The 12,939-nt window shown below is 72.1% G+C and carries 13 protein-coding genes; 4 read left to right on the plus strand and 9 right to left on the minus strand.

Annotated elements, in window-relative coordinates; genetic code table 11:
• Positions 1 to 18: 18 nt before the first annotated feature.
• The 4 genes from VMI11_14555 to gnd form a co-directional block, all read right to left on the minus strand.
• On the minus strand, positions 19 to 255 hold the full coding sequence (locus VMI11_14555) for a DUF2630 family protein (protein ID HTY73618.1): 237 nt from the start codon (positions 253 to 255) through the stop codon (positions 19 to 21).
• A gap of 9 nt (positions 256 to 264) precedes the next feature.
• Entirely contained in the window at positions 265 to 672 is a 408-nt protein-coding gene (locus VMI11_14560; GenBank protein HTY73619.1) for a hypothetical protein, read from the minus strand.
• A gap of 171 nt (positions 673 to 843) precedes the next feature.
• Positions 844 to 2,478 carry a glucose-6-phosphate isomerase gene (gene pgi, locus VMI11_14565; protein HTY73620.1) on the minus strand — a complete coding sequence of 545 codons (1,635 nt, stop codon included), beginning with the start codon at positions 2,476 to 2,478 and terminating at the stop codon, positions 844 to 846.
• Between the two features lie 6 nt (positions 2,479 to 2,484).
• A complete protein-coding gene (gene gnd / locus VMI11_14570) occupies positions 2,485 to 3,501 on the minus strand; it encodes a decarboxylating 6-phosphogluconate dehydrogenase (GenBank protein HTY73621.1) in 1,017 nt (338 codons plus the stop codon).
• 172 nt (positions 3,502 to 3,673) lie between these two features.
• On the opposite strand from gnd, the gene VMI11_14575 reads away from it, so the two are divergent.
• Positions 3,674 to 5,842 (plus strand): MMPL family transporter, encoded by a 2,169-nt coding sequence (locus VMI11_14575; protein ID HTY73622.1) that lies wholly within the window; start codon positions 3,674 to 3,676, stop codon positions 5,840 to 5,842.
• On the opposite strand, the gene VMI11_14580 is transcribed toward VMI11_14575, so the two are convergent.
• Positions 5,823 to 6,668 (minus strand): RNA methyltransferase, encoded by an 846-nt coding sequence (locus VMI11_14580; protein HTY73623.1) that lies wholly within the window; start codon positions 6,666 to 6,668, stop codon positions 5,823 to 5,825. The genes VMI11_14575 and VMI11_14580 overlap by 20 nt on opposite strands.
• Positions 6,669 to 6,921: 253 nt before the next feature.
• Between VMI11_14580 and VMI11_14585 the strand changes: the two genes are divergently transcribed.
• Positions 6,922 to 8,025: a lytic transglycosylase domain-containing protein gene (locus VMI11_14585; protein ID HTY73624.1), complete on the plus strand. Its 1,104-nt coding sequence runs from the start codon at positions 6,922 to 6,924 to the stop codon at positions 8,023 to 8,025.
• Here VMI11_14585 and VMI11_14590 read toward each other — a convergent pair.
• The 3 genes from VMI11_14590 to VMI11_14600 all read right to left on the minus strand — a co-directional run bounded on the left by VMI11_14590 (position 8,007) and on the right by VMI11_14600 (position 10,268).
• Positions 8,007 to 8,954 (minus strand): SPFH domain-containing protein, encoded by a 948-nt coding sequence (locus VMI11_14590; GenBank protein HTY73625.1) that lies wholly within the window; start codon positions 8,952 to 8,954, stop codon positions 8,007 to 8,009. The genes VMI11_14585 and VMI11_14590 overlap by 19 nt on opposite strands.
• Before the next feature lie 4 nt (positions 8,955 to 8,958).
• On the minus strand, positions 8,959 to 9,417 hold the full coding sequence (locus VMI11_14595; protein ID HTY73626.1) for an NfeD family protein: 459 nt from the start codon (positions 9,415 to 9,417) through the stop codon (positions 8,959 to 8,961).
• Between the two features lie 65 nt (positions 9,418 to 9,482).
• Entirely contained in the window at positions 9,483 to 10,268 is a 786-nt protein-coding gene (locus VMI11_14600; GenBank protein HTY73627.1) for an ABC transporter ATP-binding protein, read from the minus strand.
• Positions 10,269 to 10,308: 40 nt separating this feature from the next.
• Between VMI11_14600 and VMI11_14605 the strand changes: the two genes are divergently transcribed.
• Both VMI11_14605 and serB read left to right on the plus strand, forming a co-directional pair.
• Entirely contained in the window at positions 10,309 to 11,067 is a 759-nt protein-coding gene (locus VMI11_14605; GenBank protein HTY73628.1) for a hypothetical protein, read from the plus strand.
• Positions 11,068 to 11,146: 79 nt separating this feature from the next.
• Positions 11,147 to 12,370, plus strand: coding sequence for a phosphoserine phosphatase SerB (gene serB, locus VMI11_14610; protein ID HTY73629.1), 1,224 nt, complete (start codon positions 11,147 to 11,149; stop codon positions 12,368 to 12,370).
• Between the two features lie 6 nt (positions 12,371 to 12,376).
• Here serB and VMI11_14615 read toward each other — a convergent pair whose 3' ends face one another.
• Positions 12,377 to 12,919: a histidine phosphatase family protein gene (locus tag VMI11_14615; protein ID HTY73630.1), complete on the minus strand. Its 543-nt coding sequence runs from the start codon at positions 12,917 to 12,919 to the stop codon at positions 12,377 to 12,379.
• Between the last annotated feature and the right edge of the window lie 20 nt (positions 12,920 to 12,939).

Here is a 12,939-nt window from a genome sequence, read left to right on the forward strand (position 1 = left end):
CGCGGCCGGTCGCGGCCGTCACTGCAGGTAGGACTCCACCTCGCCCGGCGGGCGGGCGTGCACGGAGTCGGGGTCGACACCGCGGTCACGGGCGCCATCGCGCTGCCGCAGCAGGTCCCAGGCCTGGTCGAGCGCGATCTCCAGCTCGGCGAGCCGGGTCCTCCCCGCGGCGTCGAGTCCCTGGCCCTGGCCGCGCAGTCGATGCTCCTCGGCGACGAGATCGGCGATGGTCTGACGGATCTCCTTGTCGTCCATGCCTCGACCCTACTCGGACGACTCGGACGGAGGGGCCGCCAGGACCCGCTCGAGGGCGCGCAGCGCGCCGCACCAGGCGGCGAAGGCGTCGTCGTCCTCGTCGAACTCATCGACCGTGAGGGTGACGCGCGATCGGGGCGGCTCGTGGTTCTCGACCTCGACCAGCCAGCTGACCCAGCACGTCGGGTCGTGCTCGTCGAGCCCCGAGGCGACCAGGTCGCAGGAGAGGTCACCGATGGAGTGGGCCAGCAGGCGCCCCGGCTCGTGGGCCAGCACCCGGCCGCCGACGACCGTTCCCGCCGGCCCGTGGAAGCGGATCGGCGAGCCGACGTCGAAGGTCGAGTCCACGGCGAGCCCGAGCAGGCAGGACCGCGTCAGCGCGGGGTCGGTGAGAACGGTCCAGACGGCCTGAGGCATGGCGGGGACGAGCACGCTGCGAGATCTCGACCGCAAGCGAACCACCTCCCGCCCTCGGTGCTCACCCTGGCCGATCGATGGCCCGTGCGACAGCGATTTCGCACCGAAGCTCGCTCGGGCCCCATGCCAAGAGTGGCGAAACGCCCGTGGACGGGGCGCGCGCCGCGCGGCTCAGCGGCCGTGGGCGGCGCGGTAGCGGCGGATGAGCGCGTTGGTGGAGGAGTCGTGGGCCGGCTCGTGCCCGGGCTCCACGAGCTCGGGAATGATCCGCACGGCGAGCACCTTGCCGAGCTCGACGCCCCACTGGTCGAAGGAGTTGATCCCCCACACCGTGCCCGCGACGAACACCTGGTGCTCGTAGAGCGCGACCAGCGCACCGAGGGTCGCCGGGGCGAGCCGGTCGGCGAGCAAAGTCGTGGTCGGACGGTTGCCCGGGAACGTCTTGTGCGCGACGAGCCGCTCCTCGACGCCTTCGGCACGTACCTCCGCCGCGGTCTTGCCGAACGCCAGGGCCTCGGTCTGGGCGAACAGGTTCGCCGTCAACAGGTCGTGATGGTTGCCCAGCGGGTTCAGGGAGTGCAGGAACCCGATGAAGTCGGCGGGCACCGGGGTCGTTCCCTGGTGCAGGAGCTGGTAGAAGGCGTGCTGCCCGTTGGTCCCGGGCTCGCCCCAGACCACTGGCCCGGTGTCGTAGGAGACCGCCTCCCCGGTCCAGGTGACGCGCTTGCCGTTGCTCTCCATGTCGAGCTGCTGCAGGTAGGCGGCGAACCGGTGCAGGTACTGGTCGTACGGCAGCACGGCATGGGCCTGCCACCCGTAGAAGCCGCGGTTCAGCACGCCGATGAGGCCGAGGACGACCGGCAGGTTCTGCTCGAAGGGCGCCGTCCGGAAGTGCTCGTCCATGGCGTGGAAGCCCGACAGCAGGGAGCGGAAGGCATCCGGCCCCACGCCGATCATCAGGGAGAGCCCGATCGCGGAGTCGAAGGAGTACCGTCCGCCGACCCAGTCCCAGAAGCCGAACATGTTGGCCGTGTCGATACCGAACCGCTCCACCTCCGCCGCGTTGGTGGAGACGGCCACGAAGTGCTTGGCGACCGCCGACTTCTCGCCGCCGAGCCCGGCGAGCAGCCAGTCGCGGGCCGTCCTCGCGTTGGTCATCGTCTCCTGGGTGGTGAAGGTCTTGGAGGAGATGACGAACAGCGTCTCCGCCGGGTCGAGGTCTCGCGTCTTCTCGGCGAAGTCCGTGCCGTCGACGTTGGAGACGAACCGCAGCCTGATGTCGCGCCGCGCGTAGTGCGCGAGTGCCTCCGAGGCCATGACCGGGCCGAGGTCGGACCCGCCGATGCCGACGTTGACGACCGCGGTCACTGGCTTGCCGGTGTGGCCGCGCCAGGATCCGTCCCGTACGGAGTCGGCGAACACCGACATCCGGTCGAGGACCTCGTGGACGTCGGGGACCACGTCGTGGCCGTCGACGAGGATCGAAGCGTCTCTCGGGGCACGCAGCGCGACGTGCAGGACGGCCCGGTTCTCGGTGACGTTTATCCGCTCGCCGGAGAACATCGCGTCGATGCGTCCGCGCAGGTCCACCGCCTCGGCGAGGTCCACCAGCAGCCGCACGGTCTCGTCGGTGACCCGCTGCTTGCTCCAGTCGGCGAACCAGCCGCCGCCCTCGCCGCAGAACCGGCCACCGCGGCCCTCGTCGGCGGCGAAGAGTTCACGGAGCGAGGTCTGCGACAGCGTGCGTACGTGCTCCGCCAGCGCCCTCCATTGCGGCAGCTCCTCCCGGGGGAAGGCGCCGGCCATGCCCGGTCAGCCCCTCTTCTCGGAGTGGCCGCCGAACTGCTTGCGCATCGCCGAGGTGATCTTGTCCGCGAAGACCGCCTCCCCACGGCTGCTGAACCGCTCGTAGAGCGCGGCGGTCAGGACGTGGGCGGGGACTGCCTCGTCGATCGCGGCCAGGATGGTCCAGCGGCCCTCACCGGAGTCCGACACGCGACCCGAGAACTGCGCGAGCTCAGGGTCCTCGACGAAGGCCTGCGCGGTGAGGTCCAGTAGCCAGGACTGGACGACGCTGCCCCGTCGCCAGACCTCGGTGATCTCGCCCAGGTCGAGGGAGTACTGGTACCACTCGGGATTTGACAGCGGCGTGGTCTCGGCGTCGTGGGTCTGCCCGGCCAGTCCGACGTCGGCCTTCTTGAGGATGTTCAGCCCCTCGGCATAGGCGGCCATGACGCCGTACTCGATGCCGTTGTGCACCATCTTGACGAAGTGCCCCGACCCGCTGGGGCCGCAATGCAGCCAACCGCGCTGGGCGGTCGCCCCGGGGCGCTCCCCCCGGCCGGGGGTCGGCGGTGCCGCCTGCTCGCCGGGCGCGAGGGACTCGAAGACGGGGGTGAGGACCGACACCGCCTCGTCGGGCCCGCCGATCATCAGGCAGTAGCCACGGTCCAAGCCCCACACGCCGCCGCTCGTGCCGACGTCGAGGTAGTGGATCCCTCGCGGTGCGAGCTCGCCGGCGCGCCGGATGTCGTCGTGGTAGTGGCTGTTGCCACCGTCGATGAGCACGTCGCCCGGATCGAGCAGCGGAGTGATGGCGGCGATCTCCGCGTCCACGAACGCAGCCGGGACCATCAGCCACACGGCTCGCGGCGTGTCAAGCCGCTTGACGAAGTCGGCGAGACTCTCGGCACCGACCGCGCCCTCAGCGGCCAGCCCGGACACGGCGTCCGGTGACACGTCGAACACGACGCACTCGTGGCCCGCCCGCATCAGCCGCCGCACCATGTTGGCGCCCATCCGACCCAGCCCGATCATGCCCAGCTGCATGGCTGCCTCCACTGCGTGCGCCCGCGTACGCCTCATCGAGCCCTTCGGCCGACAGAGGCGACGCTACCGTCCGGGCACCCGTCGCACGGTCGGTTGCCGCTCGACATGTGCCAGTCGGTGATGCTCGCTAGGCTCGCAAGCCCGGCTCACCCCCTGTCGCCCGAGGAGTCCAATGGACCGGCTCTCGTCGTTCGTGCTCGCCCACCGCCGGTGGGTCTTCGCGTTCTGGCTGGTCATGTTCGTGGCGGGCATCGCCGCGGCGGGTGCGGTCCCGAGTCGGCTGAGCTACGACTTCTCGCTGCCTGGGCAGCAGGGCTACGAGACCGAGAAGAAGATCATCGAGTCCTACGGTGGCGCCAACGCCCAAGTGGCCTACATCCCGGTCGTCACCGTTCCGGCAGGACAGACGGTCACCGGCTCGGCCTCGGACGTCCAGGCCGTCTACGACGCGCTGCGCCAGATCCCGACGCTGCGTGTCGTCGACTACTCGCAGACCAAGGACAAGGGGTTCATCACCAGCGACGGCCGGACCACGTTCGGCCTGATCTACGAGCCCCAGCCGAACGGTTTCGTCGACCCGAACCAGCAGAAGGTCCAGGAGACCTTCGACGCTGCGCTCAAGCAGCACGGCCTCACCGGCGGCATCACCGGCTACGAGCAGCTGTCTTCCGGCGGAGGGGACAACAACGGCCCCAGTGTGCTCGAGGAGACCCTGCTCGGCGCGCTCGGTGCCCTTGCCGTGCTCGCCTTCGTGTTCGCCTCGCTCCTCGCCCTCGTGCCGCTGCTCATCGCTGCCGTCTCCATCCTCACCACGTTCCTCATCGTGCTGCTGCTCACGACCTTCGCCGACGTCAGCTTCGTGGTGCAGTTCCTCATCGCCCTGGTCGGGCTGGGCGTGGCGATCGACTACTCGTTGCTCGTCGTGTCCCGGTGGCGGGAGGAGATCGCCCACGGCAACGACAACGAGGAAGCCGTCCGAATCTCGGTACGAACCGCCGGGCACGCCGTGTTCGCGTCAGGGGTCACCGTCGCCATCAGCCTGATCGCGCTCGTCGTGATCCCGGTACCTCTGCTCAGGAGCATGGGTTTCGGCGGCATGCTCATCCCGCTGTGCAGCGTGGCCGTCGTCCTCACCCTGCTGCCGGCTCTGCTGGCCTCCGTCGGGCCGCGGGTCGACATCCCCAAGATCCGCAAGGAGGCCGCACCCTCGCGGGGCTGGTCGGCGTGGGCCAGGATGATCGTGAAGCGGCCGTGGCTGTTCGGGGGCGCCGCCCTCATCGTGCTGGCGATCTTCATCGCGCCGATCCGGCACATCCAGTTCGGGCAGTCCAGCACGGCCTCGCAGGGGACCTCGAGCCCGGCGTACCAGACCCTGCAGACCCTCATCGACGGTGGGGTGGGCACCGGGGTGACGACGCCCATCGTGCTGCTCGCGGACAACAAGGAGGACGCCGCCGCCATCGCCGCTGCCGCCGCGAAGGTCGACGGGATCCGGTTGTCGGTGCCCTACGCGCCCGGCTCGGACGGGCGGACGGCCATCGACGTCGTCCCGCACGACGAGACGGTGAACTCGAACTCGGTCAAGGTCGTCGACGCGGTGGTGGCCGCGACGAAGGACCTGCCGGGCTACATCGGGGCGGCCGGGCTCGGCGCGACGATCGTCGACTACCGGCACGCGGTCTACGACAACTTCCCGTACGTCATCGCGCTGATCGCGATCATCACCTTCCTGCTGTTGATGAGGACCTTCCGCTCGATCCTGCTGCCGCTCAAGGCGGTCGTCCTCAACCTGGTCAGCCTGGCCGCCGTCCTGGGCCTCGCGACGTGGTTCTGGCAGGAGGGCAACGGGTCCAAGGCCGTGTTCGGGATCGAGGCCACCGGTGCGATGACCTTCTGGCTCCCGCCGCTGATCTTCGCGTTCCTGTTCGGCCTATCGATGGACTACGAGGTGTTCATCCTCACTCGCATGCGCGAGGAGTACGACCGGAGCGGATCCACCCAGGCAGCGGTCGTCCGCGGCATCGGACGGACCGGACGGTTGGTCACCTCGGCCGCACTGATCCTCTTCTTCGCCTTCGCCGCCCTGGCCTCTGCACCGAGCACAGACATCAAGGTCTTCGCGACCTGCCTGGGTGTCGGCATCTTGCTCGACGCGACGATCGTGCGCGCGGTGCTCGTACCGTCGTTGGTCGTGCTGTTCGGGCGGTGGAACTGGTGGCTGCCCGGATGGCTGGCCAGGATCATGTTCGTGGAGCCCTCGCCACTGCACGAGAGCGGCGAGCCCGGGCTGGTCGACGTCGACCTGAGCGAGCCGCAGGTGGTCAGCCGGTCGGTGGAATAGCGGCCGGCCGGGTGGCATAGAAGGCGACCGCCGCAGCTGCAGCCACGTTGAGCGAGTCGACACCGCGCGCCATCGGGATGCGCACCGAGAGGTCCGCCGCCGCCACCGTCGCCGGCCGCAGGCCGTCGCCCTCGGTGCCGAGCACCAGGGCGAGCCGCTCATCGCGCCGGGCCGCCAGCTCGTCGAGGGTCATCGCGTCCGGGTCGAGGGTCAGGGCGGCGACGACGTACCCGGCCTCACGCAGCACCTCGGTGTCGGGCCACGACGCCAGCCGGGCCCAGGGCAGGTCGAGCACGGTGCCCATCGAGACGCGGACCGCTCGCCGGTACAGCGGGTCCGCGCAGCGCGGCGTCACCAGCACCGCGTCCAGGCCGAGCGCGGCCGCGCTGCGAAACGCCGCGCCGACGTTGGTGTGGTCGACGACGTCCTCCAGGACCGCGACGCGTCGACCGCCCCGGACCACGGCGGCCACCTCGCGCGGCGGCCCACGGTGGAAGGCCGCGAGCACCCCGCGGTGGACGTGGTAGCCGGTGAGGACGGCGAGGGTCGTCGCATCGGCGACGTAAGCGGGGGCGCCGGCGGCGAGGCCGTCGGCGACGACACGGCGTACGTCCTCGCGGGCCAGCCGGGCGTCGAGCAGCAGCAGCGAGCGCGGCCGGTAGCCGGCACGCAGCGCGCGTTCGACGACCGAGACGCCCTCGGCGAGGAACAGGCCCTCGGCCGGCTCCCGCACCCGCCGCAGCGCCACGTCGGTGAGGTCGCGGTAGTCGGCCAGCCTCGAGTCGTCGGCCGAGGTGACCGCGATGGGCTCCCGCGGCTGCGCCACCCCGTCACGGTAGACGAGGGCGACGGCGTCCCCCGGTCGGACCGCGTCGGCCAGGCACTGACCGAGCCGGACCAGCAGCTCGTCCCCGTTGGGTGGCCCAGGGAGTCGTCGACCTTCTTGAACCGGTCCAGGTCGATGACCGCGACCGGGCGGCGAGGTCGCGAAGGCGCAGCCGCGGGGGGTCAGTGCGGTCACTCGTCAGCGTGTCGGTGGGCCGGTCAAGCCGGCGTGCTGGGGCGCCGATGCTCCACGGGTGACGTCTCGGTGGCTTCGCGCTGCCCTGGTCGGGTCCCTCACGATGACGCTCGCCGTCACCGCGTCGCCCGCCCGGGGCGACGACCCGGTCGCCCATGCCCGGGCCCAGGCCCGCGCCGCCGAGCGCGAGGTCCGTGCCCTGCAGGTCAAGGTCGACGCGGCCGAAGCGGCGTATCAGGTCTCGCTCTCCGGCCTGTCCGACGCCGTGACCACGCAGGTCCAAGCCCAGCAGGTCGCCGACCAGGCGACGCTGCGCGCCCGGGCGGCGATCCAGGCCCAGCGGTTGCACCTCGAGCAGGTCTACCTGTCGGCCGGGACGAGCCAGCTCGGCCTGACCCTCTCGGCCGGCCCCGTCGCGGCGGCCGACGGCGCCGACTACGTCTCGCGGCTGGTCGAGTCCGACCGTCGTGCGGTGGTGCTGGCGACCCGGGAGCAGCAGCGGGCGATCACGACGGCGGTGGGCCTGAGCCGGCAGGCGGACTCGGTCGTGGCGACCGTCGACGCCGTCCAGCAGCGCTACGATGACGTGCAGGCGCTCCTCGACGAGGCCGAGTCGAGGCTCACCGAGCTGGACGCGACCGCCCGCCAGCTCGCCGACGTGCAGGCGCTCATCAAGGCGCTCAACGCCCAGAAGGCGGCCGCAGACGCGGCGCGGATGGCGGCGGCCGGCCGAGCACGCGCGAGCGGGATCCCCGCGACCTACCTCGCCCTGTACCAGGCGGCCGCCCTGACCTGCCCCGGGCTGCCCTGGGTGGTCCTCGCCGCGATCGGCCAGGTCGAGAGTGGGCACGGCGCGGACACCAACACCTCCTCGGCCGGCGCCGAGGGCCCGATGCAGTTCCTGCCGTCGACCTTCGCGGCCTACGCCGTCGACGGCGACCACGACGGCGTCACGGACATCCGTGACCCGGCGGACGCCATCTACACCGCGGCGGCGTACCTGTGCGCCAACCACGCGGGCCGAAGCGCCGACGGCCTGCGCGGCGCGATCTTCCGCTACAACCACGCCGACTGGTACGTCGACCTGGTCCTCACGGTCGCCGCGAAGATCGCCCAGCGGTACGGCGCCCCGGCTCCGCCGCCCTACGCCCCGGTGGGCTGACCCTCCGGCGGCTCCGCCGCGGCCGGCTCCGGCGACGTCCACGCAGACAGCTGGCCGGCGAAGGCGTCGCCGAGCGCGGCGACCGAGCGGGAGAGCTCCGCGGGGATGACCCACACCTTGCTGGCCTGCCCGTTGGCGATCTGCGGCAGCGCCTGCAGATAGGTGTAGGCGAGCAGCTTGGGGTCGGGGTCGCCGACGTGGATCGCGTCGAACACCGTCGAGATGGCCTTCGCCTCGCCCTCGGCCCGCAGGATCGCGGACTGCTTGTCTCCCTCGGCCCGCAGGATCGCGGACTGCCGCTCCCCTTCCGCGGTGAGGATCTGGCTCTGCTTGAACCCCTCGGCGGTGAGGATGGTGGCGCGCTTCTCCCGCTCGGCGCGCATCTGCTTCTCCATGGCCTCCTGCACCGAGGCCGGCGGGTCGATCGCCTTGATCTCCACCCGGTTGACGCGCACGCCCCACTTGCCGGTGGCCTCGTCGAGGACGCCCCGTAGGGCACCGTTGATGGCATCGCGCGAGGTGAGCACCCGCTCGAGGTCGAGCCCGCCGACGACGTTGCGCAGCGTGGTGACGGTCAGCTGCTCGATCGCCTGGATGTAGTTGGCGATCTCGTAGGTGGCCGCCTTGGGATCGGTGACCTGGAAGTAGATGACCGAGTCGATGTTGACGACCAGGTTGTCCTCGGTGATCACCGGCTGGGGCGGGAAGCTGACCACCTGCTCGCGCAGGTCGACCAGCGGGCGCAACTTGTCGACGAAGGGCACCAGGATCGACAGGCCCGCGTTCAGCGTCCGGTGATAGCGGCCCAGCCGCTCCACGACGCCGGCCCGTGCCTGCGGGACGATCCGCACCGTACGGGCCAGCACGATCAGCACGAACACGAAAAGGATCGCGCCGATGACCAGCGACACGGTCTCGGTCTGGCTCACGGGGTCAGCCTCCTGGGCTAGGTGTCTGGGGCTCGCGCTGCTCGGCCGCCACGACTGCAGTGGCGCCGTCGATCCGCACGACGTGGACGGTGAGCCCAGGCTCGTACACCACGCTCGCGTCGGCGGTGCGCGCGGACCACACCTCGCCGCCGAGCTTGACGCGCCCGTCGCGCCGGTCCACCCGCTCGAGCACGAAACCGGTCGTGCCCACCAGCGCCTCGACGCCCGTCCTCGTGTGGCGCGGGACCTGCAGGTGGCGCAAGGCGACCGGCCGTACGAAGCCGAGCAGGACGACCGACACGACGGCGGCCACCACGACCTGGATCATGAAGGGCGCGCCGAACGCCGCGGCGAAGGCCGCCGCGACCGCACCCCCGGCGAGCATGAGCAGGATGAGGTCCAGCGACAGCAACTCGAGGCCGATCAGCACGACCGCCGCGATCACCCACCCGAGGACCGACACGTCACGATCCTAGTCGCGACGCACGCCCCCGATCGTCGGCCGAGGGCGCGGGTCCGGCGGGGCGTTCAGGCCGCCCGGGCCGACCAGCGTCCCGCGCGGTGCTCGACGCGCAGCGCCATCCCGAAGGTCGCGGACAGCGGGTCCGCGGCCAGCACCTCCTCCAAGGGGCCGGCGGCGACCACCCGCCCGCCGCGCAGCAGCAGCCCGTGCGTGAAGCCGCGCGGGACCTCCTCCACATGGTGGGTCACCAGCACGAGCGCCGGGGCGAGCGGGTCGACCGCGAGCTCGCCGAGACGGCGTACCAGGTCCTCCCGGCCCCCCAGGTCGAGGCCCGCGGCCGGCTCGTCGAGGAGGAGCAGCTCCGGGTCGGCCATGAGCGAGCGCGCGATCTGCACCCGTTTGCGCTCCCCCTCGGACAGCGTCGCGAACCGGCGGCCGGCCAGGTCCACCACGCCGAGCTGGGCGAGGAGGGTGTCCGCGCGACCCACGTCGAAGCCCTCGTACTGCTCGCGCCAGCGGCCGGTGATCGCCCACGCCCCAGTGAGCACGACGTCGCGGACCTTCTCCTCCGGCGGCAGCCGGTCGGCCAGGGCGGCCGAGGCCAGCCCCACCCGGGGACGTACCTCGAAGACGTCGACCTGGCCGAGCCGCTCACCGAGCACGTGCACGACACCCCGTGTTGGATACAGGTACGTCGAGGCGACCTGCAGCAGCGTGGTCTTGCCGGCACCGTTCGGGCCGAGCACGACCCAGCGGTCGCCGTCCTCGACCGCCCAGTCGACGTCGGCGAGGATCGGCTTGCCGCCACGCGTGACGGTGACCCCTCGCAGGTCGAGCACCGACGCCGTCACGTGCCGAAACCTACGGCAGCGCGCTGCCTAGGCTGTGCAGGTGGTCGACCTCCCGCCGCGCCGGGCAGCCCTGTTCGTGGCCTGGGGCAACGCCTTCCTGGCTGGCGACGTCGACCCCGACACCGCCAGCGCGGCCATCCGTGGCCGTGACGAGTCGCACGAGGTCATGGGTCTGTCCCAGGACCGGGTCACGCTGCCCGTGGCCCTGCAGGTGCTCGCGCGTGAGGGAGCGCGGGGTTTCCGGCTGGTCCTCCCCGTGGCGGGGGACGTGTCGGGGCTGCCCGGACCGCCCGCGTTCAACGCCGCCGCCCTCGAGGCGGGTGAGGCGGTCCTGGTGACCTCGGCCCGCCCGCTGGGCGCGGTGCCCACGCTCACAGGCACCCCCGATGCGGTCCGCGTGAGCTGGACAGCCTCGCCCGTGGCGCATCGTTCGGACGGCCCGCCGTCCCTGACCGAGGCCGAGCGCGAGCTGGCGGGGGCGATGCGCGAGGCGACCGACCTGCTGACCTCGCTCGACATCGCACGTCTCGGCCCCGAGTCCGCGGACCTCCTCGCCGCTCTGCGCGGAGGGGCCTTCGACGGGCCCCGGCTGCCGCCCGGCCTCCCCCCACGAGCCGACGAGGTCGCCGTCCGCGGCCGTCGCCTCGCCGCGATCGTGACTCTCGCGCGAGCCGACGACGGCGGCGCGCTCAGCGCAGGTGAGGCGACCCGGCGTCGCGAGGCGCTGGCGCCCCTCGACCGGGCCGCCCGGCGCGCCATCTGCGCCGCCTTCAGCGCGGGCGCGCATCAGGAGCACTAGCGCGGGCGCGCATCAGGAGCACTGGCGCGGGCGCGCATCAGGAGCACTGAACAGGCCCACGGGTATCGTTCGCCGCGCCATGGCAGACCTCGGGACCGCCCTCGTCACGCTGTCCGGACCCGACCGTCCGGGGGTGACCACGCAGCTGTTCGCCGCGCTGGGAGCCGCCGTACCGGCCGACGTGCTCGATGTCGAGCAGGTGGTCATCCGTGGCCAGCTCGTTCTCGGCGTCCTGCTGGGACCGGTGTCCGGCGCGGATGACCTGCTGGCCGTACGTCGCGCGGCGCACGAGGTCGCTGACCGGGTCGGCATGAGCGTCACGGTCGCCGCGGGCGCCGAGGAGGCCGACCCCCGGCGGGTCGGCCGCGTCCACGTCACCGTCCTCGGCAGACCGCTGCGCCCCGGGGTCGTCGCGGCCCTGGCCGGGCGCATCGCAGACCTCGGCGCCAACATCGACCGGATCCAGCGACTGTCGCGCTATCCCGTGACGAGCATCGAGTTCGAGGTGTCGGGGGCCGACCCGGAGGACCTGCGCTCCGCCCTCGCCGCCGAAGCGGCCACCCAGGCCGTGGACGTCGCCGTCGAGCCGTCCGGCCTGTACCGCCGCGCGAAGCGGCTCGTCGTGATGGACGTGGACTCCACCCTCATCCAGGGTGAGGTCATCGAGATGCTCGCCGCCCGGGCGGGCTGCCTGGAGCAGGTCGCCGCGGTCACCGAGGCGGCCATGCGCGGCGAGCTCGACTTCGCCGCGTCGCTTCGCGCGCGCGTGGCGCTGCTGCGTGGGGTGCCCGAGTCGGCGCTCGACGACGTACGGCGGGAGGTGCTGCTCTCGCCCGGTGCGCGGACGCTGGTCCGAACGCTCAAACGCCTCGGCTACGAGGTGGCGGTCGTGAGCGGCGGGTTCACCCAGGTGATCGAGCATCTGGTCCGCGAGCTGGGCATCGACCACAGTGCGGCGAACACCCTGGAGGTGGTGGACGGGGTGCTCACCGGCGGGTTGGTCGGGGCCATCGTCGACCGCCGCGGCAAGGCCAACGCCCTGGAGCGCTTCGCCGCGGCCGCGGGCGTGCCCCTGTCCCAGACAGTCGCGATCGGCGACGGCGCGAACGACCTCGACATGCTGGCGCGCTCCGGGATGGGGATCGCCTTCAACGCCAAGCCGGTCGTCCGCGACGCCGCCGACGCCAGCGTCACGGTGCCCTACCTCGACGCGGTCCTCTACCTGCTCGGCATCAGCCGCGAGGAGGTCGAGGAGGCCGACGCGGCCGAGGGGACCCCGACGCCCGCGCCGCCGCTGGACTGACGCGGCTCAGCCGCGTGGGACCGCGAACTCGAGCAGCGCGGCGCGCCCGGTGGACACATCCGCCCAGGCGCAGCCGATCTCCAGCACGGCGATGCCCGACGTGGGGAAGGAGGCGCCCGCGAGGGCTCGCGCGGTCTCCTGCTCGTGATCGGCGAGGTCGACGACCAGGTCGTGCATGCCGGGGTTGTGGCCGATGAGCAGGGCCGTGCGACAGCCCTCGTCGATGCTGCGCACGACGCCGCGAAGGGTGGGCAGGCTCGCGTCGTAGATCGCCTCGTCGAAGCTGGCCTCGGGGACCGAGCCTGTGCCGGCCAGCCCCTTGGCCACCCGCGACCACGTCTCCCTGGTCCGCGCCGCCGGGGAGCAGAGGACGACGTCGGGGAGAAGGCCCTGCGCGGCGAGCCACTCTCCCGCCGCGAGGGCGTCGCGTCGGCCGCGGCCGGACAGCGGGCGCTCGTCGTCGGGCACACCGGGCGGCCAGCCTGACTTCGCGTGCCTCAGCACGACGAGTCGGTGGCGGCCGCCGGAACTATGAAGCGGATCACTCACGAGACCATCATGCCCAACCA

The sequence above is a fragment of the Actinomycetes bacterium genome (assembly GCA_035506535.1).
Lineage (GTDB): Bacteria > Actinomycetota > Actinomycetes > DATJPE01 > DATJPE01 > DATJPE01.

Bases quoted from the DNA above. Each gene is read 5' to 3' on its own strand.
- VMI11_14555 (HTY73618.1), bottom strand. From the start codon at position 255: ATGGACGACAAGGAGATCCGTCAGACCATCGCCGATCTCGTCGCCGAG.
- VMI11_14560 (HTY73619.1), bottom strand. From the start codon at position 672: ATGCCTCAGGCCGTCTGGACCGTTCTCACCGACCCCGCGCTGACGCGG.
- pgi (HTY73620.1), bottom strand. From the start codon at position 2,478: ATGGCCGGCGCCTTCCCCCGGGAGGAGCTGCCGCAATGGAGGGCGCTG.
- gnd (HTY73621.1), bottom strand. From the start codon at position 3,501: ATGCAGCTGGGCATGATCGGGCTGGGTCGGATGGGCGCCAACATGGTG.
- VMI11_14575 (HTY73622.1), top strand. From the start codon at position 3,674: ATGGACCGGCTCTCGTCGTTCGTGCTCGCCCACCGCCGGTGGGTCTTC.
- serB (HTY73629.1), top strand. From the start codon at position 11,147: ATGGCAGACCTCGGGACCGCCCTCGTCACGCTGTCCGGACCCGACCGT.